Source organism: Pseudomonas alcaligenes, assembly GCF_014490745.1.
Taxonomy (GTDB): domain Bacteria; phylum Pseudomonadota; class Gammaproteobacteria; order Pseudomonadales; family Pseudomonadaceae; genus Aquipseudomonas; species Aquipseudomonas alcaligenes_C.
Window position 1 is genome coordinate 1,772,360 of sequence record NZ_LZEU01000001.1, and the last position, 20,151, is coordinate 1,792,510.

The 20,151-nt window shown below is 66.5% G+C and carries 22 protein-coding genes; 11 read left to right on the forward strand and 11 right to left on the reverse strand.

Annotated elements, in window-relative coordinates; all coding sequences use genetic code 11:
* Positions 1-161: 161 nt before the first annotated feature.
* From A9179_RS07895 to A9179_RS07905, 3 genes are all read left to right on the forward strand, one after another.
* Positions 162-785 carry a TetR/AcrR family transcriptional regulator gene (locus A9179_RS07895; protein WP_187805274.1) on the forward strand — a complete coding sequence of 208 codons (624 nt, stop codon included), beginning with the start codon at positions 162-164 and terminating at the stop codon, positions 783-785.
* Positions 786-964: 179 nt separating this feature from the next.
* Complete coding sequence (locus A9179_RS07900; RefSeq protein WP_262410686.1) at positions 965-1,768, forward strand: substrate-binding periplasmic protein; 804 nt, start codon at positions 965-967, stop codon at positions 1,766-1,768.
* 46 nt (positions 1,769-1,814) lie between these two features.
* Complete coding sequence (locus A9179_RS07905; protein WP_187805275.1) at positions 1,815-2,633, forward strand: substrate-binding periplasmic protein; 819 nt, start codon at positions 1,815-1,817, stop codon at positions 2,631-2,633.
* Here the strand turns inward: A9179_RS07905 and A9179_RS07910 are convergent.
* From A9179_RS07910 to A9179_RS07930, 5 genes are all read right to left on the reverse strand, one after another.
* The gene (locus tag A9179_RS07910; RefSeq protein ID WP_187805276.1) at positions 2,584-3,345 is read right to left on the reverse strand and encodes a CPBP family intramembrane glutamic endopeptidase; all 762 of its coding nucleotides are present in this window, start codon (positions 3,343-3,345) and stop codon (positions 2,584-2,586) included. The two genes, A9179_RS07905 and A9179_RS07910, sit on opposite strands and share 50 nt — an antisense overlap.
* A gap of 23 nt (positions 3,346-3,368) precedes the next feature.
* Positions 3,369-3,536, reverse strand: coding sequence for a DUF2897 family protein (locus tag A9179_RS07915; protein ID WP_187805277.1), 168 nt, complete (start codon positions 3,534-3,536; stop codon positions 3,369-3,371).
* Positions 3,537-3,605: 69 nt separating this feature from the next.
* Positions 3,606-4,574 (reverse strand): tRNA 5-methoxyuridine(34)/uridine 5-oxyacetic acid(34) synthase CmoB, encoded by a 969-nt coding sequence (cmoB, locus tag A9179_RS07920; RefSeq protein WP_187805278.1) that lies wholly within the window; start codon positions 4,572-4,574, stop codon positions 3,606-3,608.
* On the reverse strand, positions 4,571-5,314 hold the full coding sequence (cmoA, locus tag A9179_RS07925) for a carboxy-S-adenosyl-L-methionine synthase CmoA (protein WP_187805279.1): 744 nt from the start codon (positions 5,312-5,314) through the stop codon (positions 4,571-4,573). Before cmoA ends, cmoB begins: the two co-directional genes overlap by 4 nt.
* Before the next feature lie 209 nt (positions 5,315-5,523).
* Positions 5,524-6,093 (reverse strand): hypothetical protein, encoded by a 570-nt coding sequence (locus tag A9179_RS07930; RefSeq protein WP_394354720.1) that lies wholly within the window; start codon positions 6,091-6,093, stop codon positions 5,524-5,526.
* A 181-nt stretch (positions 6,094-6,274) separates the two neighbouring features.
* Here A9179_RS07930 and A9179_RS07935 point away from each other — a divergent pair, with 181 nt between their 5' ends.
* The gene (locus A9179_RS07935; RefSeq protein ID WP_187805281.1) at positions 6,275-7,972 is read left to right on the forward strand and encodes a diguanylate cyclase; all 1,698 of its coding nucleotides are present in this window, start codon (positions 6,275-6,277) and stop codon (positions 7,970-7,972) included.
* On the opposite strand, the gene A9179_RS07940 is transcribed toward A9179_RS07935, so the two are convergent.
* The 4 genes from A9179_RS07940 to A9179_RS07955 all read right to left on the reverse strand — a co-directional run bounded on the left by A9179_RS07940 (position 7,930) and on the right by A9179_RS07955 (position 11,984).
* The gene (locus A9179_RS07940; protein WP_187805282.1) at positions 7,930-8,610 is read right to left on the reverse strand and encodes a lysoplasmalogenase; all 681 of its coding nucleotides are present in this window, start codon (positions 8,608-8,610) and stop codon (positions 7,930-7,932) included. The genes A9179_RS07935 and A9179_RS07940 overlap by 43 nt on opposite strands.
* A gap of 101 nt (positions 8,611-8,711) precedes the next feature.
* The gene (locus tag A9179_RS07945; protein WP_187805283.1) at positions 8,712-9,113 is read right to left on the reverse strand and encodes a protease inhibitor I42 family protein; all 402 of its coding nucleotides are present in this window, start codon (positions 9,111-9,113) and stop codon (positions 8,712-8,714) included.
* A gap of 123 nt (positions 9,114-9,236) precedes the next feature.
* A complete protein-coding gene (lon, locus tag A9179_RS07950) occupies positions 9,237-11,624 on the reverse strand; it encodes an endopeptidase La (RefSeq protein WP_187805284.1) in 2,388 nt (795 codons plus the stop codon).
* A gap of 72 nt (positions 11,625-11,696) precedes the next feature.
* A complete protein-coding gene (locus tag A9179_RS07955) occupies positions 11,697-11,984 on the reverse strand; it encodes a hypothetical protein (protein ID WP_187805285.1) in 288 nt (95 codons plus the stop codon).
* 57 nt (positions 11,985-12,041) lie between these two features.
* On the opposite strand from A9179_RS07955, the gene A9179_RS07960 reads away from it, so the two are divergent.
* Positions 12,042-12,794 (forward strand): helix-turn-helix domain-containing protein, encoded by a 753-nt coding sequence (locus tag A9179_RS07960; protein WP_187805286.1) that lies wholly within the window; start codon positions 12,042-12,044, stop codon positions 12,792-12,794.
* 13 nt (positions 12,795-12,807) lie between these two features.
* Here the strand turns inward: A9179_RS07960 and A9179_RS07965 are convergent, their stop codons facing one another.
* Positions 12,808-13,662 carry a sulfurtransferase gene (locus A9179_RS07965; RefSeq protein WP_187805287.1) on the reverse strand — a complete coding sequence of 285 codons (855 nt, stop codon included), beginning with the start codon at positions 13,660-13,662 and terminating at the stop codon, positions 12,808-12,810.
* Between the two features lie 122 nt (positions 13,663-13,784).
* On the opposite strand from A9179_RS07965, the gene A9179_RS07970 reads away from it, so the two are divergent.
* Positions 13,785-14,579: a lysophospholipid acyltransferase family protein gene (locus tag A9179_RS07970; RefSeq protein WP_187805288.1), complete on the forward strand. Its 795-nt coding sequence runs from the start codon at positions 13,785-13,787 to the stop codon at positions 14,577-14,579.
* A gap of 70 nt (positions 14,580-14,649) precedes the next feature.
* On the opposite strand, the gene A9179_RS07975 is transcribed toward A9179_RS07970, so the two are convergent.
* On the reverse strand, positions 14,650-15,711 hold the full coding sequence (locus A9179_RS07975) for an SMP-30/gluconolactonase/LRE family protein (RefSeq protein ID WP_187805289.1): 1,062 nt from the start codon (positions 15,709-15,711) through the stop codon (positions 14,650-14,652).
* A gap of 172 nt (positions 15,712-15,883) precedes the next feature.
* On the opposite strand from A9179_RS07975, the gene rnd reads away from it, so the two are divergent.
* The 5 genes from rnd (at position 15,884) to A9179_RS08000 (ending at position 20,040) form a co-directional block, all read left to right on the forward strand.
* Positions 15,884-17,002, forward strand: coding sequence for a ribonuclease D (gene rnd, locus A9179_RS07980; protein WP_187805290.1), 1,119 nt, complete (start codon positions 15,884-15,886; stop codon positions 17,000-17,002).
* A gap of 1 nt (position 17,003) precedes the next feature.
* The gene (locus A9179_RS07985) at positions 17,004-17,297 is read left to right on the forward strand and encodes a YcgL domain-containing protein (RefSeq protein ID WP_187805291.1); all 294 of its coding nucleotides are present in this window, start codon (positions 17,004-17,006) and stop codon (positions 17,295-17,297) included.
* A complete protein-coding gene (locus A9179_RS07990; protein WP_187805292.1) occupies positions 17,297-18,229 on the forward strand; it encodes a D-2-hydroxyacid dehydrogenase in 933 nt (310 codons plus the stop codon). The genes A9179_RS07985 and A9179_RS07990 overlap by 1 nt, the downstream gene beginning before the upstream one ends.
* A 74-nt stretch (positions 18,230-18,303) precedes the next feature.
* Positions 18,304-18,753 (forward strand): YcgN family cysteine cluster protein, encoded by a 450-nt coding sequence (locus tag A9179_RS07995; protein ID WP_187805293.1) that lies wholly within the window; start codon positions 18,304-18,306, stop codon positions 18,751-18,753.
* A 60-nt stretch (positions 18,754-18,813) separates the two neighbouring features.
* Positions 18,814-20,040, forward strand: a complete 1,227-nt coding sequence (locus A9179_RS08000; protein WP_187805294.1) for a hypothetical protein — start codon at positions 18,814-18,816, stop codon at positions 20,038-20,040.
* Positions 20,041-20,151 lie beyond the last annotated feature (111 nt).

Below are 20,151 nucleotides of genomic sequence, written 5' to 3' on the forward strand. Positions count from 1 at the left end.
AAGACATTACCAAGCAAGCGCTTGGTTGAAAAGTCCCGAGGGCAAGTTTTTACCCAAGCGCTTGCTTGGGTGACTCGCGCGCCGTAAATTTCGCCTCATTACAGCTTGGAATATTCAGGCCCGCCGTGGCCTGCATGCCGATTTCACCCCGGAGAAACGACTTGGACGATCGCAAGGCCCGCGCCGTGATGCAGCAACTGGTGGCCACAGGACAGATCACCGACCCGGAAAGCCCGCGTGGCAAGCTGCTGCAGACCGCTGCGCACCTGTTCCGCAGCAAGGGCTACGAGCGCACCACGGTGCGCGACCTGGCCGGCGCGGTGGGCATCCAGTCCGGCAGCATCTTTCACCATTTCAAGAGCAAGGACGAAATCCTTCGCTCGGTGATGGAGGAGACGGTGCGCTACAACACGGCGCTGATGCACGCCGCCCTGGCCGATGCCGGCGACCTGCGCGGGCGCGTGCTGGCGCTGATCCGCTGCGAACTGCAATCGATCATGGGCGGTACCGGCGAGGCCATGGCCGTGCTGGTCTATGAATGGCGCTCGCTGTCCGAGGAAGGCCGCGCGCATATCCTCGCCCTGCGCGATACCTACGAACAGATCTGGCTGGACGTGCTGGGCGAGGCGCGTGCCGCCGGCTATGTCAAAGGCGATCCGTTCATTCTGCGGCGTTTCCTCACCGGGGCGCTGTCCTGGAGCACCACCTGGTTCCGTCAGGACGGCAAGATGAGCCTCGACGAGCTGGCCGAACAGGCGCTGACGCTGGTGATCAAGGAAGGTTGAGGGGAATAGGCTAAGCTGCAGACACTGGCTGTTTGGTCAGGAGTTGTAGCGAGGGTTGGTCACGCTGTGCCGCCGGTTGTTCGCCTGGCGGAGGCAGTGTCAGTGGCGAGACCCTTCAGGGATGTGTCGTGCCAAGCGGCTGTAGTGCCCTGTTCTCTAGCCACCCCGAGGTGTACGTGTTGCGTGTGCTTGCCAGGTCGTGCCTGCTGCTTGGCTTGTGCCTGTCGCTATCGGTGCATGCCGAGCAGCAGGTGCGGGTTGGTGCCTATCATTTTCCGCCCTATATCCAGAAGCCGGAGAGCCCCGCGCCCCAGGGCCTGCTGCCGGATCTGCTGGGTGCGCTGAACGAAAGCCAGCACGACTACCGCTTCGACCTGGTGCCCACCTCGGTGGGGCGGCGCTACCGCGACTTCACCCAGGCGCGTTATGACCTGATCCTGTTCGAGTCGCCGGACTGGGGCTGGCAGGGCATTTCCACCGAGCAGCTTGACCTGCATGTGGCCGATGCCGAGGTGTATGTCGCCCGTGCCATGCCGGGGCGCGCCCAGCAATACTTCGACAGCCTGCGCGGCAAGCGCATGGCGCTGTACAACGGCTATCACTACGGCTTTGCCGGGTTCAATGCCGACCAGGAATTCCTCACCCGCAACTTCAACGCGGTGCTGACCTACTCCCACGACAACAACCTGCTGATGCTGCTGCATGACCGCGCGGACATCAGTGTGATCCCGCGTTCGTACCTGCGCATCTACCAGCAGCAACACCCGCAGGAACAGGACAGCTTCCTGGTGTCGCAGCGCACCGATCAGGTCTACCACCACCATGCCCTGCTGCGCCCGGGTGGGCCCATCGATGCGGCGACCCTGCAGGGCCTGCTGGACGGCCTGCAGAGCAGCGGCAAGCTGCAGACCCTGCTGCAGCGCTACTACCTGGAGTTGTCCAGCGGCGCCCCCCTGGAGCAGGCCAGCCCTATGCAGCCATAGCGCGCTGGGCTAGTCTCGAGAGGATTAAGTTGTCTGTGAGGTCAATATGCAGCGTCTGGGACAGGGATGCCTTGGCACACTGCTGTTTCTGAGTGCTCTCGCTCCTGCACCGCTGCTGGCGGCGCAGGAGGTGCTGATTGCGGCCGTGCAGTTCCCGCCCTATGTGATCAAGCCGGAGAAGGACGTGCACCTGGGGCTGTTGGCCGAGCTGGTGGACTCGCTCAACCGGGCTCAGCAGGACTACCACTTCGACCTGCGGGCCACCTCGCTCAACCGCCGCTTCGCCGATTTCCAGAAAGGCCGCTTCGACATGGCCATCTTCGAGAACCCCGACTGGGACTGGCAGGGTATCGCCGGGACGCGTATCGACCTGGGCCTGGAAGACTCCGAGGTGTTCGTCGCCCGGGCCGAAACGGGGCGTGGCCAGGACTACTTCGACAACCTGATGGACAAGCGCATCGCGCTGTTCAACGGCTACCACTATGGCTTTGCCGGCTTCAACAACGACCCGGACTGGCTGGCGCGCAACTTCAAGGTGCAGATCACCTATTCCCATGAGAGCAACCTGAACCTGGTGCTGCGTAATCGCGCCGATGTAGCGCCGATCACCCGCTCCTGGCTGGGCAGCTACCTGCACGAGCGTCCGGAGTTGCAAGCCAAGCTGCTGGTGTCCAACTGGGTCGATCAGGTTTATCGGCATTACGCGATCCTGCGCCCCGAGGCGCCGATCAGTGCCGAGCGCTTTCGCCAACTGATGCAGACGCTGCGTGACGATGGCGAGCTGCTGCGGATCTTCTCGCCCTACGGGATCAAGGTCACGCCACGCGTAGCGGGTAGCTCAGCAGCACAAAGTGCAGCAGATTGACCGCGCCATGCAGCGCCAGCGCCGGCCACAGGCGCCCGCTGTAGTGGAACACCAGGCCATAACCGAGCCCGGCCACGCCGGCGACCAGGGCAAATAGCGGGCTGAACGGAATGTGCGTGGCGCCGAACAGCGCGGCCGTCAGCAGCACACCGGGCCACGCACCCAGGCGAGCGACCAGCACCGGCTGCAGCCAGGCGCGAAACAGCAGCTCCTCGGCCAGCACCGCCACTCCCAGGTTCAATGCCAGCCATGTCCACAGGCTGGCCGGCCATTTCGGCTGCCAGCCGACCAGGCCCAGGGCCAGCGCCAGCAGTGGGATCAACAGCAGAGTCAGCAAGGCGACCAGCAGCGCCAGACGTGGCTGACGTGGGGTCTGGGCAGGTTGCCCGAGCCACCAGGCCAGCAGGGTCAGGCCAAGCAGCAATTTGTCCCAGGACAGGCGCAGGGCGAAGGCCGGACTGTCTGCCGCCAGCTGTTGCGGCTCGCCAATGGCGGTGGCGCTGAAGCCGGGCAGCAGATGGGCCGCCAGGGCGATACCGGCGATAAGGCCGAGCAGCCACCACAGCCTGAGTGGCAGCAGGTCTTCAGCCAGCAGAAACCAGGCGATACAGGCGCCGGCAAGGGCCAGGCCGATGGGCTGGATAAAGCCGAAAGCCACGCCGAGGCCGAGGGCCAGTACGGGGAGCAGCAGGCGCAGGTGTAGCGGCGGCATCGCACATCCTTGTCGAGCGGTGGTCAGCGGTTTTCCGCGTCCTTGGCATCCTGTTCGGCGTTGCGGGCATGGATGCGCTTGAGCTGTTCCTCGCTCAGCGGCAGGGGCCGCGCGCTGTCGCGCAGCAGCATCAGGCCACCGACGATCGAGCCGAGGGCCAGGGCGATGATCAACCAGGCATACCAGGGCATGGCGTTCTCCTTGTGGTCACTGGGTTCACCTTAAACCCTGCTGCTGCATCTGTCTGCGTGCGCTTTTGCTCAGGGCTTGCGGGCCGTCAATACGGCGCGGGTCGGCGCCGGCAGGCCTTCGATGGTGCGGCCATGGTCGGTCGGGTCGAGGAAGTCGGGCAGCGACTGGAAGCGCATCCACTCGGTGGCGCGTTGTTCCTCGACACTGGTGGTGGAGACATCCACGCACTGCACGTCGACGAAGCCGGCGCGGCGCAGCCACAGCTCCAGTGCCGGCACCGAGGGCAGGAACCAGACGTTGCGCATCATCGCGTAGCGATCTTCGGGCACCAGCACCTGCTGGGCGTCGCCTTCCACCACCAGGGTTTCCAGCACCAGTTCGCCGCCGCGTACCAGGCAGTCCTTGAGTTCCAGCAGGTGGTCGATGGGCGAGCGGCGGTGATACAGCACGCCCATGGAAAACACTGTGTCGAAGCCTTCCAGGCGCGGCGGCAGTTCTTCCAGGGCCAGCGGCAGGTGCCAGGCCGGCAGGTCGGGGAGGAAGTGCTTGAGGGCGAGGAACTGGTTGAGGAACAGCCAGTTGGGGTCGACCCCGACCACGCAGCCGGCACCGGCGCCGAGCATGCGCCACATGTAGTAGCCGTTGCCGCAGCCGACATCGAGGATGCACTTGTTGCGCAGATCCAGGTGCGCGGCGACCCGCTGCCATTTCCAGTCCGAGCGCCATTCGGTGTCGATGTGCACGCCGAACAACTCGAACGGCCCCTTGCGCCAGGGAATCAGGCCCTGCAGGGCGCTTTTCAGGGTGGCACGGGTGGCGTCGTCGCAGGGGCCGTCAAGGCGCAGGGCGCTGCCCAGTTCCCGCTGTTGCACCGGGAGGGCGGGGAGCGCCTGCACGGCGGCGAACCAGCGCTGCAGATCGCCGTGACCGACTGCCAGCTTGGCGTCGATCTGTGCCGGCAAGTCGGCAGCCCAGTCTTGCAGCGGGCTGCCGGCCAGGCGTTGTTGCAGGGCGTCGAGGTCGAGATGGGCGATCATGGCAGGGCAATCAGCGAGGCGAAGTTGATGCACTGGAACCACGGCACGACCTTGCTGAAACCGGCGGCCAGCAGGCGTTCGCGGTGCTGCTCGAGGCTGTCGGGCTTCATCACGTTTTCGATGGCGCTACGTTTCTGGGCGATTTCCAGCTCGCTGTAGCCATTGGCGCGCTTGAAGGCAATATGCAGGTCGCCGAGCAACTGGTGTTCTTCACTGTCTTCGAAACGCAGCTTCTCCGAGAGGATCAGCGCGCCGCCGGGCAGCAGGGCCTGGCGGATGCGGGTCAGCAGTTCCAGGCGCTGCTCGGGGGCGATGAACTGCAGGGTGAAGTTGAAGGCCACCAGCGAGGTCGGCTGCAGCTCCAGGGCGAGAATGTCGGCCTCGATCACCTCGACCGGCAGCAGCTCCTGGAACATCGCATCCTGGGCGTGCAGGTACTCGCGGCAGCGCTCGACCATGGCGTGGGAGTTGTCCACCGCGATCACCCGGCAGCCTTCGGCCTTCACATGCCGGCGCAGGGCCTGGGTCACTGCGCCCAGCGAGCTGCCCAGGTCATACAGGAGGGTGTTCGGCTGGGCGAACTGGGCGGCCAGCACGCCGAGGTTCTCGACGATGGTCGGGTAGCCCGGCACCGAGCGCTTGATCATGTCCGGGAAGACCTTGACCACGTCCTCGTTGAAGGCGAAGTCCGGCACCTGATCCAGGGGCTGGGCGAAGAGGCGGTCGGGAGTCTGTTTCACGGCGTCGTCGTCGGGGAGCGGAAAAGGCCGGCATTCTAGCGAAGTGCCGGCCGCGGCCCAAATCCCTTAGAACCTGTTCACGATCTTTTGGACTAGGGCCAGACAAGGCAAAAACAGATGAGGGAGCGGAGTTTACGGGCTGTAAATGAGCATCCCGAGTCTGTTTTTAACGCCGTATGGCCGACGGACGGAAGATCATGAACAGGTTCTTACTTCAGCTGGTCGGAGAAAAACTCACCGGCGCCCTGCAGCGGGCCCAGTGGATTGCGCTTGACCTCGTAGCGGCGGATGTTCGGCTCGCCGTTGCTGACCTTGTGCACCAGGGTGTCGTCGACCAGCACGAACACCGCGCGGAAGGCCCAGCCCTGCAGCTCGCGCTTCTTGCGGAAGTTGAACACGTCGGCCCAGAAGTTGCCGACCCGCTGGGTGTCGGTCTTCTTGAAGTCGAAGGCGTAGCCGATGCAGCGATCCTTGGCATCCAGGCACTGCAGCAGGCCGTCCGGCAGATAGCTGATGGGCACGTTGGGCTGCACGAACATCAGGCGCAGGTCGATGAACGAGAGCATCTTGCCGTTGCCCTGGGTCAGCGGGTCGAAGCCCAGGGCAAAGAGTTCGGAGCGGGTGGTCTTGCCGGTCTGCGCCTGGGAGTAGCGGATCTCGGCATCAAGGTAGTCGTTGAAGGGCGACAGGTCTTCCGCCTGCTCGCTGGGCAACAGGCTGCCGCAGCCGCTCAGCAGGACTACCGTGCACGCCGTGATCGACTGCTTGATGCCGTTCATCATCTTCTCCCTTCGAGGTCTGCCTTCTCTCTATAGACGATTTGTGCGCGGCATGCCGTTTCAGCAGCGATACAGGTGCGGGGGCTCGCAGCACTGTGCAAAACCCTGCACGGCTTTTCGCCGCAACGACCATCAGCGGTTAAGCTTGGGGGAAGTTCTGGCAATGGATCGCTGTATGCCCATGAGTGCTGCTAACCGACTACAGGCCGGGTTTGTTCTGGCCATCGTGTTCCTCGGCCTGAATATCCTGCTGCCGTTGTTCAGCAGCCATCAGCAGGCGCAGCTACGTGCGCGCTACGAGGCCCAGGAGCAGATGCGCAACCAGAACCAGCAACTGCTCTCGGCGCTCAAGGATGGCGAGACCGGCCAGCGCGGCTTTTCCCTCACCGCCCGCGAAGACTTCCTCTCGCCGCTGTACCAGAGCTTCGTCGATGTCGACGCGCTGCTGCACGGGATGAGCCTCGAAGCCAGCGGCGATGCCGAACTGGAACCCCTGGTGCAGAGCATGGCGCCGCTGATTGTCGAGCAGCGCAGTTATTTCAATGAGGTCATCCAGCTGCGGCGTCAGGATGGTCTGCAGGCGGTCAGCGAGCGGATTGCCGAGGGCAAGGGCAAGCGCCTGATGGATAGCCTGCGTCATCAGGTTGCCGACCTGCAGATGATCCTTGAGCGGCGCCTGCTGCTGCTGGAGCAGGACATGGCCTGGCAGGATCGGCTGGGGCTGATCCTGTTGCTGCTGATTGCGGTGCTGGATCTGCTGATGATTGGCCTGCTGTTCCGCTCCACCTTCCGCCTGCTGCGCGAAGGGCGGCGTGCACGGCAAAGTCTGCAGGCGCTGAGCGAGCAGCTGTCCGGTGGCCTGCAGCGCCTGGAACTGCGCAACCGCGAGATCTCGCTGCTCAGCCGCATGGCCGGCGCGCTGCACTCGGTCAGCCAGTTCGACGAGTGCTACAGCATCATCGGCCGTTTCGCCCAGCAGCTGTTCCCCCGCAACATGGGCAGCCTGGCGTTGTTCCATCCCTCGCGCGACGTGCTCGAGTCGGTGGCCAGCTGGGGCGGCTGGCCAGCCGAGTTGGACATGTTCGAGCCGCAGAGCTGCTGGGCCATCCGCCGCGGGCAGAGCCACCAGGTGCTGAATGTCGAGCATGATCTGCTCTGCCCGCACTTGGAGGGTAGCCACGTGATGGCCCATGGTTACCTGTGCGTACCGTTGATGGCCCAGGGCGAACCGCTGGGGGTGTTGACCCTCAATGGCGAGCCGAGCGCCGACCTGGAACTGGCCGAAGCCTTTGCCGAGCAGGTGTCGTTGGGCGTAGCCAACCTGTCGCTGCGCGACAGCCTGCGCCAGCAGTCGCTGATCGATGCACTGACCGGCCTGCACAACCGCCGCTTCCTCGACGAAACCCTGCGCCGCGAACTGCTGCGCGCGGGGCGCAAGCAGCAGCCGGTGGCCGTGGTGCTGCTGGATGTCGACCACTTCAAGCGCTTCAACGACACCTTCGGCCATGAGGCCGGCGACCTGGTGCTGCGTCACCTGGCCCAGGAAATGAAGCGCCATGTGCGCAGCAGCGACCTTGCCTGCCGCTATGGCGGCGAGGAATTTGCCCTGGTGCTACCGGAAATCAGCCGCGAAGACGCCATCGACCGTTGCGAAGTGCTGCGTCTGTCGGTCAGCCGCCTGCAGGTGCGCTATGGCGGCCAGCCGCTCGGGCCGATCAGCATTTCCCTGGGCATGGCCTGGTTCCCGGCCGATGGCGAGCAGCCGGACAGCCTGCTGCATGCCGCCGACACCGCGCTGTACCAGGCCAAGCGCGATGGGCGTAACCGCCTGTGCATCTACCGCAGTGACGCCAGCGATACCGCGGCCACACCCGGCTGAGCCGTGCGCGCCAGGCAGGAGGCGGCAATGCCCAGCTGGCCGAGCCAGTAGCTGAGCAGGATGGTGTAGCTGGCGCCGTCGAAGGGCAGGACGAAGCGGTTGATCCCGATCAGGCTGTCCGACAGCACGAACAGCAGCGCTCCCAGGCCGGCCAGGCAGGCTGAGCGACGTTCGATGGCCGGTTCTGTCAGGCGGGCCAGGGCGCGCCAGAGCATGGCGCCGATGGCCAGGCTGTAGCATGCCACCGGCAGCAGCAGGGCGCCGAGACCGGCGCTGGCGAGCAGGGCGAACATGCCGCCGCTGGCCAGCACGGCCAGCAGCAGGGCGCCCGGAGCCAGACGCCGGCTGCTGCTCAGGTAGGCGCGTAGGTAGGCCAGGTGGGCCAGCAGGAAGGCACCGAGGCCGAAGACGAACAGATCGGCCGGCCATTCCAGCAGCAGGTCGCCGAGCAGGGACAATCCCAGCCCCGCCGCGATCCAGCGTCTATAGGTTCCGGCCGGCGCCTGGCGCAGCCAGAGCAGCAGGGCGAGGATCGGCAGCGGTTTGCCCAGCAGGCACAGCCACTGCGGGCCAAGCAGGCGACCGAGCAGCATCAGGACAATCCCGAGCAGGGCAAGCAGGAGCAGGCGGAGGGGCATGGGGCGGGCTCTCTTTTTCGCCATTATTCCCACAGTCGGCGCTGCGCCGCCGGCAACGCGCGCCAATCCCGGTGGCGGATGGCGTCAGGCCCGTGCGGGCCTCAGCGCACGCTGATGGCGCAGTCGATGGTCTTGGCCGGCGCCACGCCCACTTCCCACGGGCGCTGGTACTGCATCAGCAGGCGGCCTTGGCCGACCTGGTAGGCCTGGTAGCGCCAGCTGGACTGGCCGGCACCGCCCACCAGGCCGGCGTCTTCCGGAGTCACGTAGACCTCCGGGCCGAGGCTGCGCAGCACGCCGGGGGCGGCATCGGCCACCACCCAGCGGAAACCGGTGGTGGGGTTGCTTGGCAGGGTGATGGTCAGGGTCTGGCCGCTGTGCAGTTGCATCGGGCACTTGCCCAGCTGCTTCTCTTCCATGTTGACGCTGGGCTTGGGGCCCGAGCTGCAGGCGGCGAGCAGGGCGAGGCTGCAGGGCAGCAGCAGGCGGTGGGCACGGTTCATGGCGGACTCCGGTCGATCGAAAACCCCTGCAGCATAGCGGTTGCCTTGCCGTTGGGGCGAGCGCAAGTCCGTAGGGCGGGTGAAACCCGCGATTGGCCACGCGGGCTTCACTCGCCCTACGGTTCAGTCGAACAGCACCTTGGCCACGTCGGCGTAGCGCCTGGCGAAGTGCACGGTCAGGCCTTCCTTGAGGTAGTCCGGCAGTTCGGCGAAGTCGCCGCGGTTGGCCTCCGGCAGGATCAGTTCGAACAGCTTCTGCCGGCGCGCCGCGATGACTTTCTCGCGCACCCCGCCGATGGCCAGCACCTGGCCGGTCAGGGTCAGCTCACCGGTCATGGCCACGCCCTTTTTCGGCGCCTGGTTGCGCGCCAGGGAGAGCAGGGCGCTGGCCATGCTGATGCCGGCGCTGGGGCCGTCCTTGGGCGTGGCGCCTTCGGGCACGTGCAGGTGGACGAAGGCCTGGTCGAAGAAGTGCGGGTCGCCACCGTAGCGCTTGAGGTGCGAGCCGATGTAGCTGTAGGCGATTTCCGCCGACTCCTTCATCACCTCGCCAAGCTGGCCGGTGAGCTTGAAGCCGCGATTGAGGCTGTGGATGCGGGTGGCCTCGATCGGCAGGGTGGCACCACCCATGCTGGTCCAGGCCAGGCCGGTGATCACGCCGGTGCCCTGGATATGCAGCTCGCTGCGGAACGGCGGCATGCCGAGCAGGGCTTCGAGGTCGCGCGGGCCGATCTTCACCTTCTCGTCCGGGTGCTCCAGCAGCCGAACCACTGCCTTGCGCACCAGCTTGCCGAGCTGTTTCTCCAGTTGGCGCACTCCGGCCTCGCGGGCATAGCCCTCGATCACCGCCTTCAGTGCGGTATCGCTGATGCTCAGCTGGTTTTTCTTGACCCCGGCCTTGTCCAGCTGGCGCGGCCACAGGTGGCGCTTGGCGATGGCCAGTTTTTCCTCGGCGATGTAGCCGGACAGGCGGATCACCTCCATGCGGTCGAGCAGCGGGCCGGGGATCGAGTCCAGGGTGTTGGCGGTGCAGACGAACAGCACCTTGGACAGATCCAGGCGCAGATCCAGGTAATGGTCGAGAAACTCGACGTTCTGCTCTGGGTCGAGGGTTTCCAGCAGCGCCGAGGCCGGGTCGCCCTGGTAGCTGCTGCCCATCTTGTCGATCTCGTCGAGCATGATCACCGGGTTCATCACCTCGACGTCCTTGAGCGCCTGCACCAGCTTGCCGGGCATGGCGCCGATGTAGGTGCGGCGGTGGCCCTTGATCTCCGCCTCATCGCGCATGCCGCCGACGCTGAAACGGTAGAAGGGCCGGCCGAGGCTCTCGGCAATGGATTTGCCGATGCTGGTCTTGCCCACCCCGGGCGGGCCGACCAGGAGGATGATGGAGCCGGCGATCTCGCCCTTGAAGGCGCCCACGGCGAGGAACTCGAGGATGCGCGCCTTCACGTCGTCGAGCCCGGCGTGCTGGCCGTCGAGCACCTGGCGGGCGTGTGGCAGGTCGAGGCGATCGGCACCGAAGCGACCCCAGGGCACGCTGGTGGCCCAGTCCAGATAATTGCGGGTGACCGCGTATTCGGGGGAGCCGGCCTCGAGGATGGCCAGCTTGCCGAGTTCCTCGTCGATGCGTTTGCGCGCCTGTTCCGGCAGCTGCTTACCGTCGAGGCGGGCGCGGAACTCGTCGGCGTCGGCGCTGCGATCGTCTTTGCTGAGGCCCAGCTCCTGCTGGATGATTTTCAGCTGCTCCTTGAGGAAGAACTCGCGCTGGCGTTCGCCGATCTTGCGGTTGACCTCGGCCGACAGCTCGTTCTGCAGACGCGCCACCTCCACTTCCTTGCGCAGCATGGGCAGCACTTTCTCCATGCGCTTGAGGATCGGCACGGTGTCCAGCACCTCCTGCAGCACCCCGGCCGGGGCAGTGGTCAGGGCGGCGGCAAAGTCGGTCAGCGGCGAGGGCTGGTTGGGACTGAAGCGGTTCAGGTAGTTCTTCAGCTCCTCGCTGTACAGCGGGTTGAGCGGCAGCAGCTCCTTGATCGCATTGATCAGCGCCATGCCGTAGGCCTTGACCTCATCGCGCGGGTCGTCGGCGCTCTGCGGGTATTCCACCTCGGCCAGGTAGGGCGGGCGATGGCGCTTGAGCCAGCCGCGGATGCGCACCCGCTGCAGGCCCTGGGCGACGAACTGCAGCTTGCCGTCGCCGCGGCTGGCATGGTGCACATGCACCAGGGTGCCGTGCTCGGGCAGGCTGGCGGTATCGAAGTGGCGCGGGTCGCTCACCGGCTGGTCGACGTAGAACAGCGCCAGGTTCTTGTGCTCGGTGTTGGCCACCATGTCGAGGGTTTCGGCCCAGTGTTCCTCGTTGACGATCACCGGCAGCACCTGGGCCGGGAAGAACGGGCGGTTGTGGATCGGGATGATGTACAGCTTGTCCGGCAGGGCCTGGCTGGGAAGGGCCAGGCGGGTGGCCGGGGCTTCGATGTATTCCGCGGAGTTGTCCTGTTCGCTCATGACTGCCCTTGCTGGTTCGACGGCTAGTACCGAACTAGATGGGGCAGTGGCAGCGGCTTTTCAATCCAGGGTTCAGCCGAGCAGGCTGCGGCGCTGGCCGAGCTGCTCGTCGATCAGCGGGGGCAGCAGGCTGAAGCACTCGGCGGGAGCGATCAGCACCTGGGCCGGCTCGATCAGTTGCCGACACAGTTGTTCCAGGGCCTGGGCCAGAGCCGTCTGGCGCAGTGCACGGGGCCGCAGGCGCTGGCTCAGGTAGCGCAGCTGCAGCGGCAGCGATTGCGGATCTGTTGCTGTCGGCGTGCCGGCGCTGGTACTGGACAGCCCGGCGCCGAGTTCCAGCCTGCCACCCGTCGCGTGCATTGCCGATTTTCTGTCCAACTGGTTAAAGTGCAGCCTGCCTTTCAGCCGTAGCCCGCCATGCTCAAAGCCCGCCTGATGTGCCTGGACAACCAGGCCCATGAACATGCCCATGACTATCACCAGTTGGTCATGTCGCTGTCCGGCCGCGCCGAGTTCGAGGTCAATGGGCGGGGCGGCGAGGTCTGCCGCATGCGCGCCTGCCTGGTGCCGGGCGATGCCGAGCACCAGTTCGCCGGCGTTGGCGACAACCGCATGCTGATCCTCGACCTGGATGAGCAGGACACCTCGGCCGAGGATCTCAGCCTGCTCGCCGAGCTGTTCGAGAGCCCGCGCTATCCGGCGCTGGATGCCGACTTCCAGAACCTGCTGAGCTATGCCGGCGCCGAACTGGCCCGCTATGGCAGCGACCCGCACCTGGCCCGGGCCCTGGGTGGCGTGCTGCTGCGTGCCCTGCACCTGCGTCTGTTCGGCGAGCGTGCGCAGCTGCCGAGTGGAGCGCTGGATATCGACCGGCTCGATCGCTACATCGGCGAGCACCTGGCCCGGCGCATCACGGTGATCGAACTGGCCCAGGTGGCCTGCCTGAGCCCGAGCCACTTCCATGCCCAGTTCAAGGACAGCCTCGGCCTCACCCCGCACCAGTACCTGCTCAAGACCCGCCTCGACCGCGCCGCGCGCCTGCTGCGCGAAAGCCCGTTGCCGCTGGTGCGGATCGCCGAGGAGTGCGGTTTCTCCAGCCAGAGCGCGCTGACCACGGCGATGCGCCGCTACCTGGGGTTGACCCCGCGCAGCCTGCGCAACGCCGGCTGAACAAGCCTGCCGCTCAGTCGCCGGTGGCCACCGGGCGGCTCGGGTCGGTGATCCATTCGCTCCACGAGCCGGCATACAGCGGCGCCAGCGGGAAGCCGGCCAGGCACAGGGCGAACAGGTTGTGGCAGGCGGTCACCCCGGAACCACAGTAGGCCACCAGAGACTCCACCGGTTTTGCACCGCGCAGCGCGTTGAAGCGCTGGCGCAGCTGCTCGGCCGGCAGAAAGCGACCGTCGCCGCCGAGGTTGTCGGTGAACACTGCGCACTGGGCGCCGGGGATATGCCCGGCGACCGGATCCAGCGGCTCCACCTCGCCGCGAAAACGCGGCAGGGCACGGGCATCGAGCAGGGTCAGGGTCGGGCTGCCCAGGCGTGCCTGCAGCTGACGGGCGTCGAGCAGCAGGGCCGGGTCGGCTTGCCCGCTGAAGTCGCCAGCGGCCACGTTTGGCAGTTCGGCGCTGAGCGGCAGGCCGGCTTCTTTCCAGGCCTTGAGGCCGCCATCGAGCAGGTACACGCCGTTGCGCTTGCCCAGCCAGGCCAGCAGCCACCAGGCGCGGGCGGCAAAGGCGCCAGGGCCGTCATCGTAGAGCACCACGGCGGAGTCCTGGCGGATGCCCCAGGCGCGCAGCTTGTCCAGCAGCTGGGCCACCTCCGGCAGCGGATGGCGACCGGTCACGCCCTTGCGCACCGGAGCGGAGAGGTCGTGCTCCAGGTCGGCGAACTGCGCGCCGGGGATATGCGCCTCGGCGTAACTGCGCGCGCCATAGGTCGGGTCGTCGAGGGCGAAGCGGCAGTCGAGCAGCACCAGGCCCGGTTCGTCGAGGCGGGCGTGCAGGGTCGTGGCGTCAAGCAATTGGGCAAGCGGCATGGGAACTCCTGTGTCGAATTCGGGACTATGGACATCATAAGGAGAGCCAGGCAGTTCGTCGCCTGGCCATAACCAGAAGTGCCCCCGGCTTTGCCGAAGCGGGCATCCCGCGAGGAAGTCCCATGTTGAGCCTGCAGCCTGCCATCGAAAGTGCCAATCTGGCCCGCCGTGTCGGCGTGATCCTCGGATCCGCACTGGTCACCCTGTATTACTGCATCCTGATCCTGCTGCGCGGGGCTTGCGGGCGCCTGCGCCGCAGCGATGTCGACCGCTACACGCGGCGCTGGTCGGCGCTGCTGCTGCGCCTGGTGCGCATGCGCCTGAGCCTGCATGGCCAGCTGCCGGACTTCAACGACGGGCGGCGCTACATCCTGCTCAGCAGCCATGCCAGCCACTACGACATTCCCGCCAGCTTCGCCCTGCTGCCCGGCTCGATCCGCATGCTGGCGAAGAAGGAACTGTTCGGCATTCCGCTGTTCGGTTCGACGATTCGCGCGGCGGAGTTCCCCTCGGTGGATCGGCACAACCCGCGCCAGGCCCGCGAGGATCTGGAGGTGGCCAAGCGCATGATGGAAAGCGGCATCGTGCTGTGGGCCGCGCCGGAGGGCACGCGTTCGCGCGACGGCCAGCTGCTGCCGTTCAAGAAAGGCTGCTTCCACCTGGCCCTGGATACCAACGCGGTGATAGTGCCGATTGCCTTTCGCGGCATCCACGAGGTGCTGCCGGCGCGCACCTGGCGCTTCAACCTGGGCCTGGCGGTGCAGCTGCATGTCGGCGAGCCCATCGATGCCAGCCGCTACAGCGTCGAGCAACTGGCCGAGCTGATGAGCGAGGCGCGTACGCGCATGCAGGGCTTGCTGGGGGAGCAGAGCCAGCAGGCGCCGGCGGCCAGCCCGCTGCGGCCACAGCCGGTCTGAGCCCTGCTGCACAGGCATGAAAAAGCCCGCCGATTGGCGGGCTTTTTCATTGCCTTGATTGCGTGCGGGCTCAGCGGATCTTCAGCTTGCCGATGCGGTCGTTGGTCAGGCTGCCGAAGTACAGGTAGTCGCCCACCGGTTTGGCCGAGGTGACCATGTGCAGGTGGGTACCGCTGGCGTCGTGCAGGCTCTGCACGATCTGCCCCTGTTCGTTGAGGGCGATGGCCAGGCCGTAGTGCAGCGGCTTGGGCCACATCGAGCGCGGCAGCTTGGCCATCTGCGCCTTGAGCCAGGGCTGGTTCTGCAGGAAGTCGGCATCGGCCTTGCGTGGGGTCGGCAGAGCCACCCAGAAGGTGCCGGCGCGGTCGCCCTGGAGGTTGTCCGGCATGCCCGGCAGGTTGTCGATGAACACGTCGTGGCTGCCGGCCTTGTCGCCCTTGAGCCAGTAGCGGGTGATGCGGTAGCGGTAGGTCTCGTTGACCAGCACGAAGTCCTCGTGCTGCGACAGCGCCACGCCGTTGGCGAAGTACAGATCCTTGAGCAGCACCTCGGTCTTGCCGCTGGTCGGGTCGTAGCGCAGCAGGCGACCGTAGGGGCGGCCTTCGAGCAGGTCGAGCAGGTAGTCGGGCTGGTGGAACTTGCTGGAGGCGTCGCTGAAATAGATGCGCCCGTCGCTGGCGATGTCGAGGTCGTCGGTGAAGCCGAAGGGCAGGCCGTCGGCCTCGGTGGCGAGCACTTCGACGCGCCCCTGCGGGTCGATGCGTAGCAGGCCCTTGTAGGCGTCGGCGACGATCAGGTTGCCGTGGGCGTCGAAATCCATGCCCAGCGGGCGGCCACCGGTGGCGGCGAAGGTCTCGATCTGGCCGTCGGCGCCGATGCGCACGATGCGGCCGTCATGCAGGCCGGCGTAGACATTGCCCTGAGCGTCCACGGCGCTGTCTTCCGGGCCGTGGATCTGGCCCTGGCCGAGCAGCTCGGCCTTCATCAGGGTGTCGTTGGGTTCCAGCACGCCGGTCAGCGTCGGGGCTGGTGGCGGCAGCCAGGCCAGCGGGTCGATCGGACTGGGGCGCAGGGCCAGGTAGGCGGCAGCGCCGGCGAGCAGCAGGCCGAACAGGCCGAGGAGCTTCTTCATTGTTGTTCTTCCCTGTGGTGAGGTGGACGGCAGTGTACAGCCTCGGTGGCTGCCGGGTAGGGCGGGACACAGGCTCTGGAATATCGCCCCATAAGCCGGACGTGGGCTGCCGCAGCTGCCCGGTTGGCGCGCCGGGCATATATACTGCGCGGCATTGCCCAAGGAGCACCGCGTGGCTATCGATATTCAATGGATCCTCGACGACGCCAGCCTGGCGCGTCACTGCGCCGAGTGGCGGCGTCTGCCGTTCGTGGCCCTCGACACCGAGTTCATGCGGGTCGACACCTTCTACCCGATCGCCGGCCTGCTGCAGGTGGGCGATGGCCAGCGGGCCTTCCTGGTCGATCCGCTGACCATCGGCGACTGGTCGCCGTTCGCCGCGCTGCTGGAAGACACCGCGGTGGTCAAGGTGCTGCATGCCTGCAGCGAAGACCTGGAAGTGTTCTCGCGCCTGACCGGCAGCCTGCCGGCGCCGCTGTTCGATACCCAGCTGGCCGCCGGCTATCTCAACCTGGGCTTCTCCATGGGCTATTCGCGCCTGGTGCAGGAAGTCCTCGGCATCGAGCTGCCCAAGGGCGAGACCCGTTCCGACTGGCTGCAGCGCCCGCTGTCGCCGACCCAGATCAGCTACGCCGCCGAGGATGCCCAGCACCTGGCTGAGCTGTATCAGGTGCTGCAGCCCAAACTGGCGGCCGACAAACTGAGCTGGGTGCTGGAGGACGGCGCCGAGCTGGTTGGCAACCTGCGCCGCGAGGTGGTACCGGACGAGCTCTACCGCGAGGCCAAGCTGGCCTGGAAACTGTCGCGCCAGCAGCTGGCGGTGATGCGCGCCCTGTGTGCCTGGCGCGAGCGCCAGGCCCGGGCGCGCAACCAGCCGCGCAACCGGATCATCCGCGAGCACTCGCTGTGGCCGCTGGCCAAGACCCAGCCGGACAACCTGGTGGCCCTGGCGCGCATCGAAGAGATGCACCCCAAGACCGTGCGCCAAGATGGCGAAACCCTGCTCAAGCTGATCAAGGAAGCCGCCGCGCTGCCGCCGGCGGAGTGGCCCGAGGCCCTGCCGCAGCCGCTGCCGCTGGAGTCGACCGTGCTGCTGAAGAAGCTGCGGGCGGTGGGCCAGCGCGAGGCCGAGCGCCTGCAGATCGCCCCGGAGCTGATGCTGCGCAAGAAATCCCTGGAGAGCCTGCTCAAGAGCGGCTACCCGGATGGCCCCTACCAATTGCCGGACAGCCTCAAGGGCTGGCGCCGCGAACTGATGGGCGAGGCCCTGCTGGCCGCCCTGGACGAGTGACATGAAGAAAATCTGTTCGATCTACAAAAGCCCGCGCAAGAACGAGATGTACCTCTACGTGCTCAAGGCCGACGCCCTCAAGCGCGTGCCGGAAGGCCTGCTGGCGGCTTTCGGCACACCGCAGCTGTGCTTCGAGATGATCCTCACGCCGGAGAAGAAACTGGCCCGCGAGGACATCGGCCAGGTGCTGGAGAACCTCGAGAAGCAGGGCTACCACCTGCAGATGCCGCCGCCGGAAGACGACTACATCGAGCACCTGCCGGAAGAACTGCTGCGTCGCAACGACCCGGTCTGATGAAGCTGCTGCTCGCCGAACAGGCCCACGCGCGTTATGCCGAGCTGCTGCACGGCGCCGCGCCGGATCTGCAGCTGGTGGCCACGGCCGACCCCCGCGAGCTGCTGGGGCAGGCCGCGCAATGTCCGCTCTGGCTGGGCCAGCCGGATCTGCTGCAGCCGCTGCTGCGCGCCGGGCTGCGGCCTGACTGGCTACAGTCGACCTGGGCCGGCATCACCCCGCTGCTGCAGCCCGGTCTGCCACAGGACTACCGGCTGACCCGCGCCGTCGGCATCTTCGGCCAGGTCATGGCCGAGTACGTGCTGACCTACCTGCTGGCGCACCGGCGCAATCTGCTGGGGCGCCTGGCCAGCCAGGTCGAGCAACGCTGGGACGGCCCGTTGCCGGCCAGCTTGCACGGGCTGAAGGTGCTGGTGGTCGGTGCCGGCGACATCGGCTGCGCGGTGGCACAGTTCCTCGCCCCGTTCGGCGTCGAGCTGCGCGCCATCGCCCGCCAGCCGCGGGCCATCGCACCGTTTGCCGAAGTGCATGGGCTGGACGCGCTGGGCGAGCAGGCCGGCTGGGCCGATTGTCTGCTCAACCTGCTGCCGGATACCCCGGCCACCCGCGATATCTACGATGCCGCGCTGTTCGCGCGGATGTCCGGCCAGGCCCTGTTCATCAATGCCGGGCGCGGCGTGGCGGTGGTCGACGACGACCTGCTGGCGGCGCTGCGCAGCGGCCTGCTGGCCGGTGCGGTGCTCGATGTGTGCCGTCAGGAGCCGCTGCCGGCGGGGCATCCGTTCTGGGATGCGCCGCGCCTGCTGCTCACCGGGCACAGCTCGGCGCCCACCGAGCCGGCGGCCATGGTCGAACTGTTCCTCGACAACCTGCAGCGCTACCGCCAGGATCGGCCGCTGCGCGGGCTGGTGGACTTCGCCCGCGGCTACTGACCACCAGTCGCCAGCGCTTGGCCGGCACCCGCCTTGGGGCTAGACTGCCGGCCTTTTCCGCGCAGCAAACCGATATGGCCGCCAAAGTCGAACCCTTCTGGAAACGCAAGACCCTCGCCCAGCTCGATCAGGACGAGTGGGAGTCGTTGTGCGACGGCTGCGGCCTGTGCTGCTTGCAGAAGCTCGAAGACGAGGACGACGGCAGCGTCTATTACACGCGCATCGCCTGCAAGCTGCTGGATCTCAAGACCTGCCGCTGCACCGACTACGCCAACCGTCGCGCCCACGTGCCGGACTGCATCCAGCTGACGCCGGCGCAGGCCGACCAGTTCCAGTGGCTGCCGCCGACCTGCGCCTACCGCCTGGTCAGCGAGGGCAAGGATCTGCCGCTCTGGCACCACCTGGTCTGCGGCGACCCGGATGCGGTGCACCACGAGCGGATTTCCCAGTCCGGGCGCATGCTCAGCGAAAACAGCGTGGCCGAAGATGACTGGGAAGATCACCTGATTTTTCGCGCCGGTTGAGCTTTTCTGTCCTGAACCGGTCGAACACCGGTATTCGATTCCGCATGGAGCACCACCCCGATGCCTGCCCGTTTCAAGCTGTTCGCCTCGCTTGCCCTGCTGTGCCTTGCTGCGCCCGCCTGGGCGGCGAAGAAAGTCGACCTGGATTACCAGGTGCGTTTCCTTCCGGAAAGCGAACAGGCCGAGGTCAGCCTGACCCTGGAACAGGGCGAGGCGGTGCACAGCCTGACCTTCGACCTGGGTGACAAGGGCTATTACAGCGATTTCAAGGCGGATGGCAGCTGGCAGCAGGAGGGTGAGCAAAAAGGCTCCTGGTTGCCCGGCAAGGGCAAGTCGACCTTGAGCTACAAGGTCAAGGTCAGCCACCCGCGCAAGTCCGGCAGCTTCGATGCGCGCATGACCCCGGACTGGGCCCTGCTGCGCGGCGACGACCTGGTGCCCAGCGCGCGCCTGGTCAAGGACGACAAGATCGAGCTGGTGGCGCGTCTGCAGTTCGTCCTGCCCAAGGACTGGAATGGCGTGGAAACCGGCTGGCCGCGCATCGGCGAGAACAAGTTCCGTATCGACAACCCGTCGCGCAAGTTCGACCGGCCGATCGGCTGGATCCTGGCCGGCAAGATCGGCACCCGCCGCGCCAAGCTCGGCGACACCGACGTGACCGTGGCCGCGCCGGTGGGCGAGCATATGCGCCGGATGGACATCATCACCCTGCTGACCTTCATCTGGCCGGAGGCTCAGGCGGTGTTCCCGCGCGACCCGGCCAAGCTGCTGATCGTCGGCGCCGGCGACCCGATGTGGCGCGGCGGCCTGTCGGCGCCCAACTCGCTGTTCATGCACAGCGAGCGGCCGCTGGTCAGCGAGAACGGCACCAGTTCGCTGGTGCATGAGCTGGTGCACGTGTTCAGCCGCATCCGCGACACCAACAAGAGCGACTGGATCAGCGAGGGCCTTGCCGAGTACTACGCCATCGAGCTGATGCGCCGTGCCGGCGGCATGAGCGAGGATCGCTACCAGGCCATCCGCAAGAAGCTGACTGGCTGGAGCAAATCGGTCAGCAGCCTGCGCACCGAGGAATCCAGCGGGCCGATCACCGCCCGCGCGGTACTGCTGCTGCAGGAGCTGGATCGCGAGATCCGCAAGAACACCAACAACCAGCACTCGCTGGACGACGTCACCCGCGGCCTGATGCGCATGGACAAGGTCAGCACCAAGGACTTCATCGAGGTCAGCGAGAACGTCATGGGCCGCGGCTCGGAAGTGCTCGACAGCGATCTGCTCAAGCCCTGAGCTGATCTGGAGCCTGTTTGCGATCTTTTGAGCTAGAGCCAGGCAAGACGAAATTGGGCGAGGGCGCGGAGTTTACGAGCTGTAAATGAGCAGCCCGAGCCCGATTTCAAC

What these genes read in the sequence shown, in the direction of transcription:
- A9179_RS07915 (WP_187805277.1), bottom strand. Translation starts at nt 3,536, where the DNA reads ATGCCCTGGTATGCCTGGTTGATCATCGCCCTGGCCCTCGGCTCGATC.
- A9179_RS07955 (WP_187805285.1), bottom strand. Translation starts at nt 11,984, where the DNA reads ATGCACGCGACGGGTGGCAGGCTGGAACTCGGCGCCGGGCTGTCCAGT.
- A9179_RS07945 (WP_187805283.1), bottom strand. Translation starts at nt 9,113, where the DNA reads ATGAACCGTGCCCACCGCCTGCTGCTGCCCTGCAGCCTCGCCCTGCTC.
- A9179_RS07985 (WP_187805291.1), top strand. Translation starts at nt 17,004, where the DNA reads ATGAAGAAAATCTGTTCGATCTACAAAAGCCCGCGCAAGAACGAGATG.
- A9179_RS07975 (WP_187805289.1), bottom strand. Translation starts at nt 15,711, where the DNA reads ATGAAGAAGCTCCTCGGCCTGTTCGGCCTGCTGCTCGCCGGCGCTGCC.
- A9179_RS07960 (WP_187805286.1), top strand. Translation starts at nt 12,042, where the DNA reads ATGCTCAAAGCCCGCCTGATGTGCCTGGACAACCAGGCCCATGAACAT.
- lon (WP_187805284.1), bottom strand. Translation starts at nt 11,624, where the DNA reads ATGAGCGAACAGGACAACTCCGCGGAATACATCGAAGCCCCGGCCACC.
- A9179_RS07930 (WP_394354720.1), bottom strand. Translation starts at nt 6,093, where the DNA reads ATGAACGGCATCAAGCAGTCGATCACGGCGTGCACGGTAGTCCTGCTG.
- cmoB (WP_187805278.1), bottom strand. Translation starts at nt 4,574, where the DNA reads ATGATCGCCCATCTCGACCTCGACGCCCTGCAACAACGCCTGGCCGGC.
- A9179_RS07990 (WP_187805292.1), top strand. Translation starts at nt 17,297, where the DNA reads ATGAAGCTGCTGCTCGCCGAACAGGCCCACGCGCGTTATGCCGAGCTG.
- A9179_RS07905 (WP_187805275.1), top strand. Translation starts at nt 1,815, where the DNA reads ATGCAGCGTCTGGGACAGGGATGCCTTGGCACACTGCTGTTTCTGAGT.
- A9179_RS07910 (WP_187805276.1), bottom strand. Translation starts at nt 3,345, where the DNA reads ATGCCGCCGCTACACCTGCGCCTGCTGCTCCCCGTACTGGCCCTCGGC.
- A9179_RS07995 (WP_187805293.1), top strand. Translation starts at nt 18,304, where the DNA reads ATGGCCGCCAAAGTCGAACCCTTCTGGAAACGCAAGACCCTCGCCCAG.
- A9179_RS07965 (WP_187805287.1), bottom strand. Translation starts at nt 13,662, where the DNA reads ATGCCGCTTGCCCAATTGCTTGACGCCACGACCCTGCACGCCCGCCTC.
- A9179_RS08000 (WP_187805294.1), top strand. Translation starts at nt 18,814, where the DNA reads ATGCCTGCCCGTTTCAAGCTGTTCGCCTCGCTTGCCCTGCTGTGCCTT.
- A9179_RS07940 (WP_187805282.1), bottom strand. Translation starts at nt 8,610, where the DNA reads ATGCCCCTCCGCCTGCTCCTGCTTGCCCTGCTCGGGATTGTCCTGATG.
- A9179_RS07935 (WP_187805281.1), top strand. Translation starts at nt 6,275, where the DNA reads ATGAGTGCTGCTAACCGACTACAGGCCGGGTTTGTTCTGGCCATCGTG.
- A9179_RS07970 (WP_187805288.1), top strand. Translation starts at nt 13,785, where the DNA reads ATGTTGAGCCTGCAGCCTGCCATCGAAAGTGCCAATCTGGCCCGCCGT.